Here is a 19127-nt window from a genome sequence, read left to right as displayed (position 1 = left end):
GCGCAGCAAAGCGCCACGGCTTCCATACCTTTGCGGGAACCTTGTTCCCGGCCAGGTTGCGTTGAAAAATCCTTTTCAAATAAGAACAATTATGCGTAGATTGTCAATTATCCAACTCCCGATGAACGGGAGGAAAACAGGGAACAGCACGATGAAGCCCAAATCCGCCGCAAGTCGAATCCGCCATATGCTGATGAGCACGACGTTGATCGGCATGTTTGCCGCATCAGCCGCCCCCGCCTTTGCCGACGTCGTCAAGATCGGCCTGCTTGCGCCGCTCACCGGCCCTGCCGCGGCGGACGGCCAGGAATTCCAGCGCGGCGTGCAGATGGCCATCGACGAAGCGAACGCAGCCGGCGGCGTTGCCGGGGATACGTTCGAACTGGTGGTCGGCGACGTCAAGGATCAGTCCGCCGGCAACGTCACCAGCGCCGTCGAACGCCTGCTTGGCGATCCGGGCGTGCACTTCATGCTGACCGGCTATGCCAGCCTGACCAATTTCGAGATCGACAACATGGCCGAGGCGGAAATGCCCTACATGCTGGCGGCCACCTCGCAGCAGACCAGGGACATCATCGCGCCGAGCCCCGACAAATACATGTGCTGCTGGTCACTGACGCCTTCCTTCGACGCCTACAACACCGACGTCACCCTGTTCGTCGAGAAGCTCGCGGCCGACGGCAAGATCACCCTGCCGACCAAGAAGGTCGCCATCATCTCGTCCGACAATGCCTATTCGAAGACCATCTCCGAAGGCATGAAGAAGACGTTCAAGGAGAAGGGCTGGACCATCACCGTCGACGAGATCGTACCCTTCGGCGAAGTGACCGACTGGCGTTCGATCCTCGCCAAGGTGCGCGAGAACGTTCCCGATGTCGTCATCAACACCGACTATCTGCCGGGCAATTCGGCGTCGTTCCTCAACCAGTTCCTCGAGCAGCCGACCAAGAGCCTCGTCTTCCTGCAATACGCGCCGAGCGTTCCGGAATTCGTCGAGCTGACCGGCAAGAAATCGGATGGCGTCATCTACAACCTGCTCGGCGGCGCGCTGACGACGCCGAAGAACCCGCGCGCCGATGAGGTGGCAGCCAAGTTCAAGGCAAAATACGGCGTCGAGAGCGGCACCTACGGCGTCGGCCTCTACGAAATGACCAATGTCTATTTCGACGCGGTCAAGAAGGTCGGCGGCGCATCCGACCATGCGGCGATCATGAAGGCGCTGTCGGAGACCGACAAGCAGGTCGCGGAAGGGCGGCTGAAATTCGATCCCGCCACCCACCTTGCCACGCAGGGCGACGACTATATTCCGATCACCTTCTTCCAGATCTGGGATGGCCAGCGCACGCTGATCTCGCCTGAGAAATATGCCACCGGCGCCTTCAAGCTCCAGCCCTGGATGAAGTAGGGAATGGCCCTGCTTGAACTGGACGGCGTGTCGAAGGCCTTCGGTTCGCTGAAGGCCGTCGATGGCGTGTCGTTCAAGGTCGAGGCCGGCGAGATCTTCGGTATCGCCGGCCCGAACGGCAGCGGCAAGAGCACGCTGTTCAACATCATCACCGGCATCCCGTTCGGGCCCGACCGGGGCCAGATCCGCTTTGACGGCATTGCCATAAACGGCAAATCGGGACACGCCATCGCGCGCCTCGGCCTTGCCCGGACCTTTCAGCGCGAGACCAGCTTCGACGGGCTGACCGTATTCGAGAACGCGCTGATCGGCGCCAGCTACGGCAAGCAGGAAAAGACAGCGGCCACGGCCCGCAATGCCGCCGCCGAGGCGCTGGAGTTCGTCGGCCTGGGATCCCAGTCGTTCGGCCGGCTTGCCGACGAATTGTCCGTGTTCGAGCGCAAATGCCTGATGCTTGCCACGGCGATTGCCATGCAGCCGCGCATGCTCTTGCTCGACGAGCCGGCATCGAGCCTGACCAAGCCCGAGATCGAGACGTCGATCGGCCTGATCCGCCGCACCGCCGAACGCGGCATCACCATCCTTCTGATCGAGCACGTGCTGACCTTCCTGATGAGCCTTTCGCAGCATCTGCTGGTGCTCAACAATGGCCGCGTCCTGGCCGCCGGCGATCCGGCAGGCGTGATCGCCGATCCGCACGTCATCGAGGCCTATCTCGGCACGAGGAGGTCGGCGGCGTGAATCCCATTCTCAGCGTCGAAGGCGTCACCGCCGGCTATGGCCGCGTCACCGTGCTGCACGATATCTCGCTGGAGGCCGGCCGTTTCGGCAATGTCGGCCTGTTCGGCCCCAACGGCCATGGCAAGACGACGCTGCTGCGTGCGATCTCCGGGCTTCTGCAGCCGAAGAGCGGCCGCATCCTGTTCGACGGGCAAGACATTGTCGGCCACAGCGCACGCGCCATCGTCGGCGCCGGCCTGATCCATGTGCCGCAAGGCAATCGGCTGTTTCCCGATCTCTCGATCGCCGACTGCATGGCGCTCGGCGCCTATTCGCCGCGGGCCCGGCCGCATGAGGCGGAAAACCGCGAAAAGGTGGTCAAGCTGTTCCCGAAACTGGCGGAACGCTGGCGCCAGCGCGTGCGCACGCTGTCGGGCGGCGAGCGCCAGATGGTGTCGATCGGCACGGCGCTGATGAACCATCCGCGCCTGCTGATCCTCGACGAGCCGACGCTGGGGCTGGCGCCCAAGATCAAGGACGAGCTCTGCGCCTCCGTCATGGACATTTCGCGCGGCGGCGTACCGCTCATCGTCGTCGAGCAGGACATCGAATTCCTGCTGGAACTGACGCAGCAACTCTACCTCGTCAACCATGGCGCCGTTGCGACCGAGATCAAGCCGGGCGAAAGCCTCGACCACGGCGAGATCATGTCGATGTATTTTGGCCATTAGGAAAATCCGAAGATGAGCGCATTGGCGGAAATCCTGTTCGGCGGCCTGTTCCAGGGCTCGCTCTACGCCATGATGGCGGTCGGGCTGGCTCTGGTCTGGACGACGATCGGCGTGTTCAATTTCAGCCATGGCGTGTTCATGATGCTGGGCGCCTACATCGCCTGGCAGCTGGTCGAACTCGGCCTGCCGGCGGCGGTCGCCTTTCCCATCGCCGTCGTCGTCATGGCCGGCGTCGGCTGGATCCTGCAGGCGAGTGTCGTGCGGCCGCTGATCGGCCGACCCAACATCGTGCTGGTCGTCGTCATCACCACGCTGGCAGCCGGGTCGCTGATCGAGAACGGCGCGCTGACCATCTGGGGACCGCGCTCGAAGCAGATCCCGGCGCTGATCACCGGCAACACCACCATCGGCGGCGTCGGCGTCTCCCTGCACCAGATCGCCATCATCGTCATCACGCCGCTGATCCTGGCCGCACTTTGGATGTTCCTCAACCGCACGCGGCTCGGGCTGGCGCTGCGCGCCGTGGCGCAGAATGAAGATGCCAGCCATCTGGTCGGGCTGAACGTCACCGCGCTCTATGGGCTGGCCTTCGCCATTGCCGCGTCGCTTGCAGGCCTCGCCGGCATCTTCATGGGCGGCTATCGTTTCATGTCGCCGGTGATGGGCAGCGACCCGCTGCTCAAGGCGCTGATCGTCGTCGTATTCGGCGGAATATCGAGCATCTCGGGACCGATCTTCGCCGCCTATCTGATCGGCTTCTTCGAGGCCGCCTGCAGCTATTATTTCGGCCTGTACTGGACGCCGGCGCTGCTGTTCGGCGTGCTGATCCTGACCCTGATGGTGCGCCCCGAGGGCATCTTTGCCAGCCGCTCCCGAGGCCTAGCATGACCGACACGACATCGCCGATCACCCTTAGCCACACAGAAGCGGCAACCCCGATCGCTCCCGGCCGCACGCCGTGGAAGCAGGAGGCCATCGGCTTCGTGCTCGGCTTCGCCTTTCTGGCACTGCTGCCGCTGATCTTCGGCGACACCTATGCCCGCCACATCCTAATCATGGCCTTCATCTATGCGATCGTCGCCTCGAACTGGGACCTCAGCCTCGGCTATGGCGGCGTCTTCAATTTCGGCCATCTGGCGCTGTTCGGCATCGGCGTCTATGCCTACAGCCTGCTTACCAAGCTGGCCGAATTCGATCCGTGGATCGCGCTGTTTGCCAGCGGTGTCATCGCCACCCTGGCGGCGATCCTGGTGACCATCCCGATCCTGCGGCTGAAGGGCATCTACATCATCCTGGTCACTTTCGGCTTCGCGCAGCTGGTGATGCAGGTGATCATCAGCCAGTCCGCCATCACCGGCGGCACGCAAGGGTTGGTGCGCATTCCCGGGCTATACGTGTTCGACCACAACATGGTCCGTGACGGCAAATCAGCCTATTTCTACATCGCGCTGGCGCTGCTGGTGGCGAGCACCCTGTTCCTGCGCGTGTTCGTGCGCTCACGCACCGGGGCCAGCATCGTCGCCTTGCGCGACAATGAGGAATACGCCATCAGCCGCGGCGTCTCGATCGTGCGCCAGCGCATGCTGACGCTTGCCGCGAGCGCCTTCTTCACCGGCATCGCCGGCGCCTTCTACGCCGCCTACCAGCGCAATGCCTCGATCGACGTCTTCGGCATGAGCCTTGCGACCATCATCCTGTCGATGGTGCTGCTTGGCGGCACCAGCACTATTTACGGCGCCATCATCGCCTCTTTCGTGCTGACGATCTTCGCCGAATGGATGGCCGATTTCGGCGCGTGGCGGCCGATGATCACGGCGGTGCTGATCATCGGCGTGATGCTGGCCTACCCGAGCGGCCTGGTCGGTATGATCAAAGCTTCATGGGGCGCCGTCGCCGGACGCCTGAAGCGCCCGGCCTGACCGTTTCGGACTGGCGGCTCCGCCTCAGCGGATGCCGCACCAATCGATGACCGAAGCGGCGATCACCTTGGCGGTCTCGACCACCGATTCGACTTCGACATACTCGTCGGAACCGTGAAAGCCGTCGCCTGACGGGCCGAAAATGACACCGTCGACGCCGGCGCCGGCATAGTGCGCGGCATCGCACACGGCGACGAAGCCACGCGCCTGCGGCGCCTTGCCGACCATGGCCTTGCGCTTCATCAGCGATCTCACCAGCGGATGGTCGACCGGCGTGTTCATCGGCGGAAAATGCAGCCCGCCGAGCTCCCATTGGATCGCAGGCGGGTTGTCGCGCAGCCACGCATCGGTCTGCGCGAAATGGTGGACGAACGCCTCGAAATCGCGGCGGTAGTCGGCCGAATTCTCGTCGGGCAGGAATTTCATGTCGAGATCGAGCACCGCGACATCGGGAATGATGGCCGGGTTGGTCATGACGGTCGGCAGGCCGTGTTCGCCAAGGCCGGTGCCGCCATGCATGACGCCGATGTTGATGGTGTTCATGCCGAGCGGCAGCAGCGGATGGGATTTTGCTCGCGTCCGGTCCAGCTCATACTGGCGCACGGCGGCAATGAAGCGGGCGGCGATCTCGATCGCATTGACGCCCGGCTCCAGCCGGTCCTTGTCGTGACGCTGCGGATAGATCTCGTTGTAGCGCAGCGCCGAATGGGCGTTGCGGCCACGGATCGTCACCCGCGCCCATTCCAGCCCGCCTTCGACCGGCAGGACATCGCCCCAGGTCGGTTCGGCGACCAGCACCGCCTTGGCGAGCTTGCCCTTCTTCACCGCGTCCATGGCGCCGAAGCCGCCGGCTTCCTCGTCGACGACCGAGTGGATGGCGAGCCGGCCCTGCAGCGTGATGCCCGCCTTGCGGATCGCGCGCGCGGCGGCGATGCAAGCGGCGACGCCGCCCTTCATGTCGACGGCGCCGCGGCCATAGAGCCGGCCATTGGTGATTTCGCCGCCGAACGGATCGACCGACCAGTCCTTCATCGCGCCGACCGGCACGACGTCGATATGGCCGCACAGGATCAGGCTGCGGCTCTCGTCTCCCGCCCATTCGCCGACCAGATTGGGCCGCCCGGGCAAGGCATCCCATTGCTCTGTCCTGAACCCGTCCTGCTTGAGGATCGGTTCGAGCAGCGCCTGGACATCCGCCTCGCGGTTGATCGCCGGATTGGGCTCGAATTTGGGGTTGACCGAAGGGATGCGGACCATGTCGCGGGTCAGGCCGATCAACCAGTCGCGATCGGTCTCGATCTCAGCCTGCACGGCGTCGATGATGGTCTGGTTGTCGGGCATTGTCGCTTCCTTTTCTGCGTCGCGGCGCTTTGCATCGCTGCACTGAGCGCAACGACACTATTTCCTTGTGGCTTTGGATTTGGCGGCGTCGTCGGCCGATGACGATAGGACGGTATCGAGCGTGACCGCGTTGGCGCTGCGGATCTTCTCGATGTCCTCGATGCGCTTGCGCACCCCGGCGCCATGGCCCTCCAGCGCGTGGGCAAAGACGGTTTCCATCTGGGCAACGGCCGTCGCCAGCGTGTCGAACGGCGAGTTGGCGTCGATCGCCGCGACCATGGTCAGGTCCGCGATGTCAGATATCGGCGACAGCCAGACATCGGTGAACAGCAGGATGGAGACGCCGCGCTCCTTGGCCTGCTGGGCAAAGCTCACCACGTCCGACTGGTAGCGCCGGTAATCGAACACGACGAGGAGGTCGCGCTTGCCAAGGTCGATCAACAGGTCGAAATCGGCGGGACTCAACGAACCGATGTCGCGCACGCCGGAGCGGAACTGCAGGAGATAGCCGGCCAGCATGGAGGCGATATGCCGGCTGAACCGGCCGCCCAGCAGCACGACCTGGCCCTTGCTCTCGAGCAGCATGTTGACAGCGCGCGTGTAGGCCTGCACCGGCACAGCCGTGCGCGTACGCTCCAGGCTGTCGGAAACCGAATGGAAATAGGCAAGTGCGGTGCCTTCGCTGGAGCCGCCCGGACGCTTGGCCTCCATCATCAAAAGCGGCGAATGCAGCCTGGATTCGACTTCGGTGAGCAGGCGTGCCTGGAAATCGGCAAAGCCGACATAGCCAAGCTTGGTCATCAGCCGCGTCACGCTCGGGTCGCTGACGCCGGCGCGCCGTGCCAGCCGGGTTGCGGTGCCCAGCCCCGACATCGGGTAATCGGCAAGCAGGACCTGGACGATCTTCTCTTCCGCGGAGGTGAACGCCACGGTCGTGTTGGCCAGTTCTTCGCGGATCGACATGGTCATCGCCTATCGCTGACGGAAGATGATTATCTTACAATTTTGTGAAATGGTGTCAAATCTGGAAAAAGTTTTACAGGATTGAATCTAGCCGCGTAGATCGCCCGCATCCGCCAGAATCCAATCCTTGCTCACTGCCATATGCACTTTCGATCTCGCTTGAGTATCTTGGCGGCGAGCCTGGTTCTCACGGACCCCGTTCCGGGGCCGGTTGTTACGGACGTGAAGTGAGGGTCATAACCTCAATCCAAAACCCATCAAAGCGTCATTGGTGAACTGGTGCCCGCCGAACACGGATCGTGACGAAGCTGAACTGGCATTCGAACTTTTTCGCCAGTTGATGCATCTTAAGTCCATGGGCTACGAAACTCATATCGTGCCGAGTGATGCCGAACTGGCCCTTGCCGCTCGGGGCGGCGATTGTGGTTGCCTCGGCCTGCTGCTGGAACGTCATCGCGCACGGCTCTATGCGATAGCGCTGAACATGCTCGGCTATGGGTCGGACGCCGAAGATGCTGTGCATGAGACTTTCCTGATCGCGCTGAGGCGCATCGGCGAACTCAAGGATCCGCAAGCCGTCGGTGGCTGGCTTCGCACTGTGTTGCACCGCTGTTGCCTGCAACAATTGCGTCGAAGACGACGCGAGATCTTGACCGCCGACATTCCAGACCGCCCAGACGAACGCGCAAGCATTGAGGAGCGGCTGGAGAAAGTCGCGCTTCGCGAATGGGTTTGGGACGCGCTACGCAAGCTTCCCGAGCCGCTGCAGGCTACCGCCATGTTGCGCTATTTCGGAAGCTATCAGTCTTACGAGGAACTGGCCGCCATTCTGGGTGTCCCGATTGGGACGGTTCGCAGTCGTTTGTCGCAAGCCAAACGCAAGCTTGCCGAGATGCTGCTGGAAACGGCGGGCCTTGCCGACGCAGAGGCTCGCTCGCAGTCTCGCGAGAGCCAGCGATTCTACTCCGAAATTTTCAATGGGCTCAACCAGCATGGCGAGCGTGACCGCTTCCTTGGGCACTTTGCAGAGGACCTGCATCTTGTCCGCGGGACGAGCAAACCAGTGCTGGGTCGCTCATTCCTTGCCTGGGAAGTCGACGCCGACACGGAAGCCGGCGTCCGCCTGGAACCGCAGCGCATTCTCAGCGCCAGCCAGGTCACTGTGATCGAGGGACTATTCGTCAATCCGCCGGAAGACCCTTTCCACTGCCCGCCGGGTGTCGTCCTGGTGATCTTTCAGCGAGACGGCAAGGCCCGACGCTTGCATCTGCATCTTTCGCCGCGTCCGCCTAGAATCGACGACGACTGATCGAACTTTTTCTCCCGTCCGTGACTCCTTACAGCACGCGGGCATCATCTGGCCCGGATGCAAATGGTTCCAAAGAGGAGAGAGATCATGTTCGCCTTCGCAGTTTCCCATGTTGCTTCCATCGCACACCACGGCGAGCTCGGGCCCAGCCGCTCGCGCCGCCTCCTTCACACGGCGTTCGCATCGACTGTCGTCTGCGCCACATTGTTGTCATCAGGCTTAGGCTGGGCCGGTCAGGCTGAGGTCGACGCCACCTATAAGGACGTCGAGCGGACGCTCGGCTCGGTGCCGACCTTTCTCCATCAGGTTTCAAAAGCAGCGCTGCCGGGCGCCTGGGCAGAGGTGAAGGCTCTGCAGTTCTCCAGCGAAACCGCCCTGCCGCCGAAGGTCAAGGCTCTGATCTCGCTCGCCGTCTCCGCACAAATTCCCTGCCAGTATTGCATCTGGGAAGACACCGAGAGCGCAAAACAGGCGGGCGCAACGGAGGACGAGATCGAAGAGGCCGTCGCTATCGCCGCTCTGTCACGGCACTGGAGCACGATCTTCAACGGCATGCAGGTCGACTTTGAGACCTTCAAGAAGGATCTCGGCGGCGACGCTCAGGCTGCCGCGCCTGCCAAGTAGCGCGAGCCTTGTCGGCACATTGTCGGGATTGGGGCCAGGCCGCGGCAACCGTCGTCGGCATCCGCGGACCGGAATAGGGAGTGGAATTCTCATTTTATAGGGAGGTAAAGATGCCAGTAGTCTTCGGAGAAACCGTCAGCACAGTCAAAGATATCGTGTCCGTGCTAAAGAAACACGGTGACGCGGTGCGTGGCACCTATCGTGCCCGCTACCGCTTCGACCCGCAATCAGGCGATCCTTACACAACACCGCTACTGGAGCGACCGGCGAGCCTCAAGGACAATTCGCCGACCGCCGTCTTTCCCTGGGAGCAGATCTTTGCCGCGGCGGCTGTGTGCGCCGGCTCGGATTATCCGATGCTGGCAGCGCATGCGGGGGTCGATCTTCGTTCGGTCGATTTCATCGCGGAAGGCGTGTTCGACCCGCGTGGCGAGTTCGACGGACTTGATGGGCTCACGGCGCCCGTGGACGCCCGGCATTGCTACGTGTCCCTGCACCTCAGCGCAACCGTGTGTTCTTCGGCGCCCCGCGCCGATCTGGAGAAAATTCATGAACGCGCGATCTCGCACAACATGGTGCTTGGCGCCCTTAGAGGAATTCCCATGACCAGCGAATTGGTGATTCACCAGGCGTGATCCTTTTCGCAGAACTCGCCCGCTGGGCGGCCTGTGGCTTAGTCCCGCCGGTTGCGGCCGGCGGGGCCAAATATGCCTCGTGCACGTTTGCGCCGCCACCACGATCCTGGCAAGTTCGCGGGGCGATCTGCTCGAAAGGCAACGGATGGCGGCCGACAGCAACGAGCCGACTGCCCGCTGCAGTAGCGCGCTGCTCACCAAGTGTTATAGCGCGGAAGGGTTCGGCATTGCGAATCCCGTGACCGCCCCGGCCATCGATATGGCGCAACACATTTCGATACTGGATCGAACGGTGCTTTCGCCCTCTATTTGAAACTGGCGATGGGCAGGAATTTCACCGCGGAGCCGGTGAAGCGGCGGTGATCGGACGTCCGTCCCCGCGGTTGGAATCCATCGAGATAGACATGCTCCGGCGCCGTGCGGATGAAATTGGCGGCAATCATGGGCGCCCCTGTTGATGCGGCCCCACCGGCAATAGCGCGATCTGCCTCGGAATCGGGGCGCCGCTGGACACGGTCGGCCTTGGGGTTCGTCCTGACGCGATCTTCTGGCTTTGACGCAGGCGCCGCGATCCGCTCGCCGGCCAGCCCCTCGTCGGGGTGATGCATGGCCAGCAAGACACCGATGGCATCGCCAGATTTGGCTGCTTCCAGCTGGCGCGTCGGGCTTGACTGGCTTTCCGGCCGCCATGTCGGCAATGGGACGTTGAGCGCCATCATCTCCGGCGCGACGCTCGTGGCAGCGGCATCGGCATTCGCGGCGTCCGGCTTGGCAACGGCCAGCTCGGCCTGCGCCGTGGACGCGCCGGCGATTGCCAACGGTGCGGTTTCCGGGGTGGGAACGGGTGCCGTGAACTCGGCGCGCGGTGCGAAGGCCGGCAGCGGCACTGAGCCCGGCGCCATCGCCATGACGATCGCTTCAGGCGTCTTCCCCTTCTGCCCGGCAAGCGGTTCTTCGCCTGGATCGCTGGCAGCAATCTGGATGTCCGCCCGCTGGGCATCCTGCGGCGGCACGATAGCGATACCCTGTCCGGCCGGTCTGGGTTCGACGGACCTCGCCGGTTTGCGTGGCGCCGGCACCGCTTCGGCGACATCATCGGACTCGTCTGCGCCGCCCCCGCCCAAGAGCGTCGCCAGCAGGCCACGCGGCCTGCGTTGGCCGCCGTCGACGCTTGCCAGCTCGATGTCGGGCGTGCCGGCGCCCTTGCGCGATTTGTAGGCGGCAAACGCCTGCTCATAGCCGGGCAGCGGTTTGCCGTCGCTCGGCACATGCAGTGTGTTGCCGTTCGGAAATACCCTGGCGAGTTCCTGGCGGCTGATGCCCGGCCAATGCCGCACATTGCCGACATCCATGTGTATGAAAGGCGAACCGGAGGTGGGGTAATAACCCACGCCGCCGCCCTGCATTTTGAGGCCGATGTCGCGCAGTTTCTTCAGCGGCACATCCGGCAGGAAGAAGTCCATCGCGCGGCCAACCATGTGTTGGCTCTCCCGGGCCACACCCTTCGAGCGGCTGCGCAGCATGGCGTTCGTCGCCGGCGAACGATAGGCGCTGACCACATGGATATAGGCTGTCGAGCCGCTGGCGCGATAGGCCTGCCAGACAAGATCGAGCAGGCGCGGATCCATCTTCGTCGGTTCGTTGCGACGCCAGTCGCGCAGCATGAGATTGATCTTCTTCAATCCCGCCGGATCATAGCGCCCATTGCGCTTGAAGACGATTTCAGCCTTCTCTCCCGTATGGAGATGTTGAATCTTCAAAGCACGCGTCTCCGCGAACGCGCCGGTAGCGCACAGGCAAAGGAACGCTGCGATGATGGCAGGCAGGGTCCAAAGACGGGAAGCACCGGGGGCGTTTTGTACGTTTTCGCTCACGTTCATGCCTTGCACGTTCTTTTGTTACGGGCGATTTAGATTTCCGCCCAGATCAGGAGCCTTTCGGCCCTCTTCCTGACAAGCATGGATCTGACCGGCGAAGACGGGCATCCATGCCACAATACGTCATGTCGATGAATAGCATCTTGGTTAATGAATCGTGTCTTGCCGGAATGCGCTTCGGCTGGATTTGCCTGTGGCAGCCATTTTCTGAAGCAATGCACCGCTGATCGGGTCCGCCAGCACGAGGGCCGCGCCATCCCATGTACCCGCCTCGCCCTCGCAAATGCAGAGGACGATCGTGCGGCAACAGGGATGTTGGAAACTGGTGCTGCGAGAGAGGATTGAACTCTCGACCTCTCCCTTACCAAGGGAGTGCTCTACCACTGAGCTACCGCAGCCGCTGATGGCGGGGCTTCTGCCATATCGAACCGGCAAGCGCAAGGCCAAGTGCAACGCTTCTGTGAAAGGCTTTGCCGGATGGCTTTTAATGACATGGCAGTGCCACAATGTTGGCTATCCCTGAACAGCAAGCTGGTGGGTCGCCGGCGGGATGGGGCGATGGACGACAAGACAATTCCAGTGAAAAAGGATGGTCCACCGAAAAGCAGCGCAACAATCCGCAAGGATCGGCTCGCCGAGCAATTGCGCGCCAATCTGCAGAAGCGCAAGGCGCAGTCGCGCTCGCGGCGGACCGGCGAGGCCGACCTGCGTCCGGACGGGCTCGCTGCATCGAAGAAAATACAAAAAGATTAACTCAAATAGGTCACTCTTGGCCTGGGGTGGGCGAAATCCTATTTCTTGAACCAGATTGGCCAATGGTCTAGACGGGCCGCTACTCAAACGATTGAACCGGCCCTTTTTTGGCCGAGAGGGACGTTCTTCCATGGATCGCATCAGAATTGTCGGGGGCAACAAGCTCTCCGGAAGCATTCCGATCTCGGGCGCGAAAAACGCGGCGCTGCCTTTGATGATCGCCTCGCTTTTGACCGATGACACGCTGACGCTGGAAAACGTGCCGCATCTGGCCGATGTTGAGCAGCTGATCCGCATCCTGGGCAATCACGGCGTCGATTATTCGGTCAATGGCCGCCGCGAGAAGCAGAATGAGGGCTATTCGCGCACCATCAACTTCTCCGCCCGCAACATCGTCGACACCACAGCGCCCTACGAGCTGGTGTCGAAGATGCGCGCCTCGTTCTGGGTGATCGGCCCGCTGCTGGCCCGCATGGGCGAAGCAAAAGTGTCGCTGCCGGGCGGTTGCGCCATCGGCACGCGGCCGGTCGATCTGTTCCTCGAGGGCCTCCAGGCGCTGGGCGCTGATATCGACGTCGACACCGGCTATGTCATCGCCAAGACCCGGAATGGCCGCCTTGTCGGCAACCGCTATATCTTCCCGAAGGTCTCGGTCGGCGCCACCCATGTGCTGATGATGGCCGCGGCACTCGCCAAGGGCGAGACGGTGCTGGAAAATGCCGCCTGCGAGCCCGAGATCGTCAATCTGGCCGAGTGCCTCAACGCCATGGGCGCGAAGATTTCCGGCGCCGGCACGCCAACCATTGCCATCGACGGCGTCGAATCGCTCTCCGGTGCGCGCGTGCGCGTCATTCCCGACCGCATCGAGACCGGCACCTATGCGATGGCCGTCGCCATGACCGGCGGCGACGTCGTGCTCGAAGGCGCGCGTGCGGACCTGCTGCAGACCGCACTGGACGTGATCGCCCAGACGGGTGCGGAGATCACGCCGACCAATTCCGGCATCCGGGTGAGGCGCAACGGCGCCGGCATTTCGCCGGTCGACGTGACGACAGCACCCTTCCCGGCCTTCCCGACCGATTTGCAGGCGCAGTTCATGGGCCTGATGACCATGGCCAAGGGTAAGTCGCGCATCACCGAGACGATCTTCGAGAACCGCTTCATGCATGTGCAGGAACTGGCGCGGCTCGGCGCTCACATCACGCTTTCGGGCCAGACGGCGATCGTCGACGGCGTGCCGAAGCTGAAGGGCGCGCCGGTCATGGCGACCGATCTTCGCGCCTCTGTCTCGCTGGTCATCGCCGGCCTGGCGGCGGAAGGCGAGACCACGGTCAACCGCGTCTACCACCTCGATCGCGGCTTCGAGCGGCTGGAAGAAAAGCTGTCCAACTGCGGCGCGGTGATCGAACGGATTTCGGCGTAGCCCGCGACCTCGGCTCCTCTCTAGCAACGCAGGAGATTGGCGAAATCCTTCGCGGCAGCGTCCTTCTCCCCGTCACTATCCGGGGAGAAGTGCCCGGCAGGGCGATGAGGGGCAGCGCAGAGCTGCAGCTGTTGGTGCGGTTGCACCGATCGCCAAGACCGCCTAACAGAAGGCTGAACAATCAACCTTCAGGTGCGAAATCCGTATGACCGCCCTTAAGCTTATCGCGCTCGACGACCAGGATCTGAGCATCGTTTCGGCTCATGTCCAGGATGCCGTGCTGAAAGTCAGCGACCTCGAATTCCTCCCCGCGGCCAAGCGTTTCCTGCTGACCATGAACCGTTTCGTCTGGGAGGCAAAATCCGGCCTGTTTCGCCAGCATAATGAGCGACGGCAGGCCGTGCTGCATTTCGACCGCGTGCTCGGCGCCAAGACCAGCGGTATTGACCGCGACAAGCCTGCCGAAGTCCTGTCGCTGCTGGCGATCAGCTTCATCGAGATCAGCAAGCCGGCCGGCATCGTCGAGCTGATCTTCTCGGGCGGCGGTGCGATCATGCTCGATGTCGAGTGCATCGAGGCCCGTCTTGCCGACATCGGCGGCGCGTGGGAAGCCACCTCGCGCCCCATCCACAAGGCCTGAGCGTCCGATGGCCATCACGCTTCGTCAGTCCGATGCCGATTTCGAGCAACGTTTCGCCGCCTTCCTCACGACCAAGCGGGAGGTCTCCGCCGATGTCGATGCCGCGGTGCGCGACATCATCGCGCGCGTGCGCGCCGAGGGCGACGCGGCACTGATCGACTATACGCGGAAATTCGATCGCGCCGATTTGACCGGCCTCGGCATTGCCGTGTCTAAGGAAGACATCGCAACCGCCTACGAAACGGCCGACCCAAAGACGATCGAGGCGCTGGAGTTCGCGCGCGACCGCATCCGCTCGCATCATGAACGGCAGCGGCCGAAGGACGATCGCTATACAGATGCCGCCGGCGTCGAGCTCGGCTGGCGTTGGACGGCGATCGAGGCCGTCGGGCTCTATGTGCCGGGCGGTACGGCGAGCTATCCGAGCTCGGTGCTGATGAACGCCGTGCCGGCCAGAGTGGCCGGCGTCGAGCGCATCGTCATGGTCGTGCCTGCGCCGGGCGGCATCATCAATCCGCTGGTGCTGGTGGCAGCGGACATATCAGGCGTTTCCGAAATCTACCGCGTCGGCGGCGCGCAGGCGATCGCCGCCCTCGCCTATGGCACCGAGACAATCCGGCCGGTCGCCAAGATCGTCGGCCCGGGCAATGCCTATGTCGCGGCAGCCAAGCGCCAGGTTTTCGGCACCGTCGGCATCGACATGATCGCCGGGCCATCGGAAGTGCTTGTCGTGGCCGACGGCAGCAACGATCCGAACTGGATCGCTGCCGACCTGCTGGCCCAGGCCGAACACGACGCTTCGGCACAGTCGATCCTGGTCACCGACGATCCGGCTTTCGGCATCGCGGTCGAACAGGCGGTCGAGCGCCAGTTGCAGAGCCTGCCACGCGCTGAAACGGCAGCGGCGAGCTGGCGCGATTTTGGTGCCGTGATCCAGGTGTCGACCATCGACGCCGCGCTGCCGCTGGTCGATCGCATCGCCGCCGAACATGTCGAACTGGCCATCGACGACGCCGAGGACTTCCTGTCGCGGATGCGCAATGCCGGTGCGGTCTTTCTCGGCCGCCACACGCCGGAAGCCATCGGCGACTATGTCGGCGGCTCCAACCATGTGCTGCCGACGGCGCGCTCGGCGCGTTTCTCGTCCGGCCTGTCCGTGCTCGATTTCGTCAAGCGCACGTCGATCCTCAAGCTTGGACCGGAGCAGTTGCGTATCTTGGCGCCGGCGGCGATTGCGCTGTCCAAGGCGGAGGGTCTTGACGCGCATGGACGCTCCGTCGCCATACGGTTGAACATTTAGGCGGCGATGTCTGGCCCCGATCAAACCCGCGCCAGGCTGATCGATGTCGAACTCGATGAATCGATCGGCCGGTCAACGCCGGATGTCGAGCATGAACGTGCAGTGGCGATCTTCGACCTGATCGAGGAGAACAGTTTCCAGCCCGTCAATGACAGCGGCGACGGCCCTTACCGGCTGAAACTGTCGCTGGCCGAGCAGCGCCTGGTGTTTGCCGTGGCGCGCGAGGATGGCACCGCCGTCGTCACCCATATCCTGTCGCTGACGCCGCTCCGGCGCATCGTCAAGGATTACTACATGATCTGCGAAAGCTACTACGACGCCATCCGCTCCTCGACGCCGAGCCATATCGAGGCGATCGACATGGGCCGCCGCGGCCTGCACAATGAAGGTTCGCAGACGCTGATGGACCGGCTGTCCGGCAAGATCGACATCGACTTCGATACGGCGCGCCGGCTGTTCACGCTGGTCTGCGTGCTGCACTGGCGGGGCTAGCCCTGTCGCCCGGCGCCCTGCCCCGTTCGATCCTGTTCCTGTGCGGCATGAATGCCGTGCGCTCGCCAATGGCGGAGCAGCTGGCGCGCCGGATGCTGCCCGCCACCGTCTTTGTCGCTTCGGCCGGCGTTCGCGCCGGCGAGCGCGATCCGTTCGTCGATGCGGTGCTGGCCGAAGAAGATCTCACGCTGGGCGAGCGCCACCCAAGGACGATGGACGATCTCGAGGACGACTATTTCGACCTGATCGTCACGCTGGCACCCGAAGCGCACCACGCCGCACTCGAACTCACCCGCTCGCTCGCCGTCGAGGTCGAATATTGGCCGACGCCGGACCCGACCGACGCCGGTGGCACGCGCGAACAGATCATGGCAGCGTACCGGGACGTCCGCGAGCGGCTGAAGGTGCGCATAGGCCGACGTTTCTTGCTTCCAGAGGCAAAAAACGCGACGGATTAAGCGTGTTCACAAGCGGACGATTATCATATAGGTTCCGCCGAAATTCCGGCCAGGGTGCTGGAACTACCATCCAAGCAAAGGTATCGAATGCCGAAGGAAGAAGTCCTCGAGTTTCCGGGTGTCGTGACGGAATTGTTGCCGAACGCGATGTTCCGGGTAAAGCTCGAAAACGAACACGAAATCATCGCCCATACGGCCGGCCGCATGCGCAAGAACCGCATCCGCGTGCTGACCGGCGACAAGGTTCTGGTCGAGATGACGCCATACGACCTGACCAAGGGCCGCATCACCTATCGTTTCAAGTAAGCAAAGCCCGACTGGTCCGCGATGAGCATTTTGCAGAAGCTGGTGCTTGCCTCGGGTTCGCCGCGCCGAATCGAGCTCTTGCAGCAGGCCGGGATCGAGCCGGACCGCGTGCTGCCGGCCGATATCGACGAAACGCCGCTGCGTGCCGAGCATCCGCGCTCGCTGGCCAAGCGGCTGTCGAAGGAAAAGGCCGAAAAGGCGTTTGCGTCACTGAAGACCGAAGCCGACTATGCGCCGGGTTTCGTGCTGGCCGCCGACACGGTGGTTGCCGTCGGGCGGCGCATCCTGCCCAAGGCAGAAACCCTCGACGACGCTGCCAACTGTCTCGGGCTGTTGTCGGGCCGTTCGCATCGGGTCTATTCCGGCATCTGCCTTATCACCCCGGGTGGCAAGCTGCGCCAGCGCCTGGTCGAGACGCGGGTGCGTTTCAAGCGGCTGCCGCGCGAAGAGATCGACGCCTATATCGCCTCGGGCGAATGGCGCGGCAAGGCGGGCGGCTACGCCGTCCAGGGCCTCGCCGGCGCCTTCGTCGTCAAGCTGGTCGGCTCCTACACCAACATCGTCGGGCTGCCGCTTTATGAGACCATCGCGCTGCTGAGCGGCGAAGGCTTCAAGGTGCATGGCGGCTGGCTGGCGGGAACCCGGCTGTGAATTCCGATCCCAAAGTCACGCCCTTGCGCCCAAAGCGCCCCTGTCCCGAATGCGGCAAGCCCTCGGCGCGCGACAGCTTTCCGTTCTGCTCGACGCGCTGCAAGGACATCGACCTCAACCGCTGGCTGAAGGGCGCCTATGTCATCAAGGCCCGCGATGACGAGGAAGAGACGGATCCCGACGCTCCGAAATGAGGTCGTCAGGCGGCCTCGGTCTTGCGCGCCACCCGCGCCCAGCCCGGCAGCCAGTCGCCGTGAGCGGCCAAGAGATCATCGACCAGTGACCAGATCTGGTCGAGATCGAGTTCGGCCGCGGTGTGCGGATCCATCATCGCCGCGTGGTAGATGTGCTCGCGGTTCTCGGTCATCAGAGCCCGCACCGTCAGTTCCTGCACGTTGATGTTGGTGCGGATCAGCGCGGTCAATTGCGGCGGCAGGTCGCCTATATAGGTCGGCTGGATGCCGGAGGCATCGACCAGGCACGGCACTTCGGCGGCGCAATCCCGAGGCAGCGAGGTGATGCAGCCATTGTTGCGGACATTGCCGTAGATCACCGACGGCTCGCCGGTCCAGACTGAATTCATGATCGAGGAGGCATATTCCGGGGACTGCTCTACCTCGATGCGATCGGCCGAGCGATAGGCTTCAGCCTGCCCCTTCCAGCGCTCGATCTGCTCGATGCAGCGCTTGGGATATTCATCAAGCGGGATGCCGTACTTCTCGATCAGGTCCGGGCGGCCGTCCTTGATGAAATAGGGCGTATATTCGGCAAAATGCTCCGAGCTCTCGGTGACGAAATAGCCGAGCCTGGTCAGCATCTCGTAGCGCACCTTGTTGGGACAGCGCGGGTTCCAGCCGGGCTTGGGCGCGCGGCCTTCGCGATAGGCGCGCACGAGATCTGGGTAGAGGTCGCGGTAGGAACCGTCCGGCTGGCGATGCTCGAACTTCAGATAGAACGCCATGTGGTTGATGCCGGCCGAGCGATAGCGGATCTCTTCGTAGGGAAGGTCGAGGTCTTCAGCCAGCTCCATCGCCGTGCCCTGCACCGAATGGCAGAGGCCGACCTGCCTGATCGCAGGGTATTTCTCTGCTATCGCCCAGGTGTTGATCGCCATCGGGTTGACATATTGCAGCATGATCGCATCGGGGCAGACGGCGAGCATGTCTTCGCACACCTTCCACAGATGCGGCACGGTCCTCAGACCCCGCATGATGCCGCCGACGCCGAGCGTGTCGGCGATCGTCTGGCGCAGGCCGTATTTCTTCGGCACCTCGAAGTCAGTGACGGTGCAGGGCTCGTAGCCCCCGATCTGGAAGGCGACGACGACGAAATCCGCGCCGGCCAGCGCCTTGCGCTGATCCGAATGGGTCTCGGTCTTCGCCTTGACGCCAAGCGTCGCGATCAGCTTGTTGACGACAATGGCGCTCTCTTCCAGCCGCTGCGGATTGATGTCCATCAGCGCGATCGTCGCGCCGGACAGCGACGGGCGCTGCAGCACGTCGCCGACAATGTTCTTCATGAACACCGTCGAGCCGGCGCCGATGAACGTGATCTTGGGATTTCTTGCCATGCTAACCTCC

At 63.1% G+C, this 19127-nt stretch carries 21 protein-coding genes and 1 tRNA gene; 17 read left to right on the top strand and 5 right to left on the bottom strand.

Features of this window, described 5'->3' with window-relative positions; genetic code table 11:
* Positions 1 to 151: 151 nt before the first annotated feature.
* From AC0NIL_RS12315 to AC0NIL_RS12295, 5 genes are read left to right on the top strand one after another with little or no spacing between them, the layout of a single operon-like run.
* Entirely contained in the window at positions 152 to 1405 is a 1254-nt protein-coding gene (locus AC0NIL_RS12315) for an ABC transporter substrate-binding protein (protein ID WP_027035742.1), read from the top strand.
* Positions 1406 to 1408: 3 nt separating this feature from the next.
* Positions 1409 to 2146, top strand: a complete 738-nt coding sequence (locus AC0NIL_RS12310) for an ABC transporter ATP-binding protein (RefSeq protein WP_473572427.1) — start codon at positions 1409 to 1411, stop codon at positions 2144 to 2146.
* On the top strand, positions 2143 to 2856 hold the full coding sequence (locus tag AC0NIL_RS12305) for an ABC transporter ATP-binding protein (protein ID WP_473572429.1): 714 nt from the start codon (positions 2143 to 2145) through the stop codon (positions 2854 to 2856). The genes AC0NIL_RS12310 and AC0NIL_RS12305 overlap by 4 nt, the downstream gene beginning before the upstream one ends.
* Before the next feature lie 12 nt (positions 2857 to 2868).
* Complete coding sequence (locus AC0NIL_RS12300; RefSeq protein WP_063170049.1) at positions 2869 to 3744, top strand: branched-chain amino acid ABC transporter permease; 876 nt, start codon at positions 2869 to 2871, stop codon at positions 3742 to 3744.
* Positions 3741 to 4775, top strand: a complete 1035-nt coding sequence (locus tag AC0NIL_RS12295; protein ID WP_027162307.1) for a branched-chain amino acid ABC transporter permease — start codon at positions 3741 to 3743, stop codon at positions 4773 to 4775. Before AC0NIL_RS12300 ends, AC0NIL_RS12295 begins: the two co-directional genes overlap by 4 nt.
* Positions 4776 to 4799: 24 nt before the next feature.
* Here AC0NIL_RS12295 and AC0NIL_RS12290 read toward each other — a convergent pair whose 3' ends face one another.
* Both AC0NIL_RS12290 and AC0NIL_RS12285 read right to left on the bottom strand, forming a co-directional pair.
* Complete coding sequence (locus AC0NIL_RS12290) at positions 4800 to 6116, bottom strand: M20 family metallopeptidase (RefSeq protein ID WP_063170048.1); 1317 nt, start codon at positions 6114 to 6116, stop codon at positions 4800 to 4802.
* 57 nt (positions 6117 to 6173) lie between these two features.
* Positions 6174 to 7079, bottom strand: coding sequence for a MurR/RpiR family transcriptional regulator (locus AC0NIL_RS12285; protein ID WP_013530207.1), 906 nt, complete (start codon positions 7077 to 7079; stop codon positions 6174 to 6176).
* A gap of 271 nt (positions 7080 to 7350) precedes the next feature.
* Between AC0NIL_RS12285 and AC0NIL_RS12280 the strand changes: the two genes are divergently transcribed.
* The 3 genes from AC0NIL_RS12280 (at position 7351) to AC0NIL_RS12270 (ending at position 9647) form a co-directional block, all read left to right on the top strand.
* Complete coding sequence (locus tag AC0NIL_RS12280; protein ID WP_473572431.1) at positions 7351 to 8388, top strand: RNA polymerase sigma factor; 1038 nt, start codon at positions 7351 to 7353, stop codon at positions 8386 to 8388.
* A gap of 87 nt (positions 8389 to 8475) precedes the next feature.
* Positions 8476 to 9012, top strand: coding sequence for a carboxymuconolactone decarboxylase family protein (locus tag AC0NIL_RS12275; RefSeq protein WP_024504783.1), 537 nt, complete (start codon positions 8476 to 8478; stop codon positions 9010 to 9012).
* Positions 9013 to 9122: 110 nt separating this feature from the next.
* On the top strand, positions 9123 to 9647 hold the full coding sequence (locus AC0NIL_RS12270) for an OsmC family protein (RefSeq protein WP_013530204.1): 525 nt from the start codon (positions 9123 to 9125) through the stop codon (positions 9645 to 9647).
* 305 nt (positions 9648 to 9952) lie between these two features.
* Here the strand turns inward: AC0NIL_RS12270 and AC0NIL_RS12265 are convergent, their stop codons facing one another.
* Complete coding sequence (locus AC0NIL_RS12265; RefSeq protein WP_473572434.1) at positions 9953 to 11527, bottom strand: peptidoglycan L,D-endopeptidase MepK; 1575 nt, start codon at positions 11525 to 11527, stop codon at positions 9953 to 9955.
* 320 nt (positions 11528 to 11847) lie between these two features.
* A tRNA-Thr gene (locus tag AC0NIL_RS12260) sits at positions 11848 to 11922 on the bottom strand.
* 94 nt (positions 11923 to 12016) lie between these two features.
* On the opposite strand from AC0NIL_RS12260, the gene AC0NIL_RS12255 reads away from it, so the two are divergent.
* The 9 genes from AC0NIL_RS12255 to yacG all read left to right on the top strand — a co-directional run bounded on the left by AC0NIL_RS12255 (position 12017) and on the right by yacG (position 17741).
* Positions 12017 to 12277, top strand: coding sequence for a hypothetical protein (locus tag AC0NIL_RS12255; RefSeq protein ID WP_024504781.1), 261 nt, complete (start codon positions 12017 to 12019; stop codon positions 12275 to 12277).
* Between the two features lie 130 nt (positions 12278 to 12407).
* Complete coding sequence (murA, locus tag AC0NIL_RS12250; RefSeq protein ID WP_013530201.1) at positions 12408 to 13700, top strand: UDP-N-acetylglucosamine 1-carboxyvinyltransferase; 1293 nt, start codon at positions 12408 to 12410, stop codon at positions 13698 to 13700.
* A gap of 205 nt (positions 13701 to 13905) precedes the next feature.
* Positions 13906 to 14340, top strand: a complete 435-nt coding sequence (locus AC0NIL_RS12245; protein WP_013530200.1) for a DUF2948 family protein — start codon at positions 13906 to 13908, stop codon at positions 14338 to 14340.
* Between the two features lie 7 nt (positions 14341 to 14347).
* The gene (gene hisD / locus AC0NIL_RS12240) at positions 14348 to 15640 is read left to right on the top strand and encodes a histidinol dehydrogenase (protein ID WP_275954015.1); all 1293 of its coding nucleotides are present in this window, start codon (positions 14348 to 14350) and stop codon (positions 15638 to 15640) included.
* A gap of 6 nt (positions 15641 to 15646) precedes the next feature.
* On the top strand, positions 15647 to 16132 hold the full coding sequence (locus AC0NIL_RS12235; RefSeq protein WP_013530198.1) for a UPF0262 family protein: 486 nt from the start codon (positions 15647 to 15649) through the stop codon (positions 16130 to 16132).
* A 47-nt stretch (positions 16133 to 16179) separates the two neighbouring features.
* A complete protein-coding gene (locus tag AC0NIL_RS12230) occupies positions 16180 to 16590 on the top strand; it encodes an arsenate-mycothiol transferase ArsC (RefSeq protein ID WP_024504779.1) in 411 nt (136 codons plus the stop codon).
* A gap of 87 nt (positions 16591 to 16677) precedes the next feature.
* On the top strand, positions 16678 to 16896 hold the full coding sequence (infA, locus tag AC0NIL_RS12225; RefSeq protein ID WP_006200926.1) for a translation initiation factor IF-1: 219 nt from the start codon (positions 16678 to 16680) through the stop codon (positions 16894 to 16896).
* A gap of 21 nt (positions 16897 to 16917) precedes the next feature.
* Positions 16918 to 17547, top strand: a complete 630-nt coding sequence (locus tag AC0NIL_RS12220; protein ID WP_013530196.1) for a Maf-like protein — start codon at positions 16918 to 16920, stop codon at positions 17545 to 17547.
* A complete protein-coding gene (gene yacG / locus AC0NIL_RS12215) occupies positions 17544 to 17741 on the top strand; it encodes a DNA gyrase inhibitor YacG (protein ID WP_013530195.1) in 198 nt (65 codons plus the stop codon). Before AC0NIL_RS12220 ends, yacG begins: the two co-directional genes overlap by 4 nt.
* A gap of 5 nt (positions 17742 to 17746) precedes the next feature.
* Here yacG and melA read toward each other — a convergent pair whose 3' ends face one another.
* On the bottom strand, positions 17747 to 19117 hold the full coding sequence (melA, locus tag AC0NIL_RS12210; protein ID WP_473572435.1) for an alpha-galactosidase: 1371 nt from the start codon (positions 19115 to 19117) through the stop codon (positions 17747 to 17749).
* Positions 19118 to 19127: the final 10 nt, after the last annotated feature.

Source organism: Mesorhizobium sp. WSM1343 (assembly GCF_055901535.1).
This window is presented reverse-complemented; position numbering and strand designations above follow the sequence as displayed.

Excerpts from the sequence above, each read along its gene's own strand:
- AC0NIL_RS12315 (WP_027035742.1), top strand. The coding sequence starts at position 152 with ATGAAGCCCAAATCCGCCGCAAGTCGAATCCGCCATATGCTGATGAGC.
- AC0NIL_RS12310 (WP_473572427.1), top strand. The coding sequence starts at position 1,409 with ATGGCCCTGCTTGAACTGGACGGCGTGTCGAAGGCCTTCGGTTCGCTG.
- AC0NIL_RS12300 (WP_063170049.1), top strand. The coding sequence starts at position 2,869 with ATGAGCGCATTGGCGGAAATCCTGTTCGGCGGCCTGTTCCAGGGCTCG.
- AC0NIL_RS12295 (WP_027162307.1), top strand. The coding sequence starts at position 3,741 with ATGACCGACACGACATCGCCGATCACCCTTAGCCACACAGAAGCGGCA.
- AC0NIL_RS12290 (WP_063170048.1), bottom strand. The coding sequence starts at position 6,116 with ATGCCCGACAACCAGACCATCATCGACGCCGTGCAGGCTGAGATCGAG.
- AC0NIL_RS12285 (WP_013530207.1), bottom strand. The coding sequence starts at position 7,079 with ATGTCGATCCGCGAAGAACTGGCCAACACGACCGTGGCGTTCACCTCC.
- AC0NIL_RS12275 (WP_024504783.1), top strand. The coding sequence starts at position 8,476 with ATGTTCGCCTTCGCAGTTTCCCATGTTGCTTCCATCGCACACCACGGC.
- AC0NIL_RS12270 (WP_013530204.1), top strand. The coding sequence starts at position 9,123 with ATGCCAGTAGTCTTCGGAGAAACCGTCAGCACAGTCAAAGATATCGTG.
- AC0NIL_RS12265 (WP_473572434.1), bottom strand. The coding sequence starts at position 11,527 with ATGAACGTGAGCGAAAACGTACAAAACGCCCCCGGTGCTTCCCGTCTT.
- AC0NIL_RS12255 (WP_024504781.1), top strand. The coding sequence starts at position 12,017 with ATGGCAGTGCCACAATGTTGGCTATCCCTGAACAGCAAGCTGGTGGGT.
- murA (WP_013530201.1), top strand. The coding sequence starts at position 12,408 with ATGGATCGCATCAGAATTGTCGGGGGCAACAAGCTCTCCGGAAGCATT.
- AC0NIL_RS12245 (WP_013530200.1), top strand. The coding sequence starts at position 13,906 with ATGACCGCCCTTAAGCTTATCGCGCTCGACGACCAGGATCTGAGCATC.
- hisD (WP_275954015.1), top strand. The coding sequence starts at position 14,348 with ATGGCCATCACGCTTCGTCAGTCCGATGCCGATTTCGAGCAACGTTTC.
- AC0NIL_RS12235 (WP_013530198.1), top strand. The coding sequence starts at position 15,647 with ATGTCTGGCCCCGATCAAACCCGCGCCAGGCTGATCGATGTCGAACTC.
- AC0NIL_RS12230 (WP_024504779.1), top strand. The coding sequence starts at position 16,180 with ATGAATGCCGTGCGCTCGCCAATGGCGGAGCAGCTGGCGCGCCGGATG.
- infA (WP_006200926.1), top strand. The coding sequence starts at position 16,678 with ATGCCGAAGGAAGAAGTCCTCGAGTTTCCGGGTGTCGTGACGGAATTG.
- AC0NIL_RS12220 (WP_013530196.1), top strand. The coding sequence starts at position 16,918 with ATGAGCATTTTGCAGAAGCTGGTGCTTGCCTCGGGTTCGCCGCGCCGA.
- melA (WP_473572435.1), bottom strand. The coding sequence starts at position 19,117 with ATGGCAAGAAATCCCAAGATCACGTTCATCGGCGCCGGCTCGACGGTG.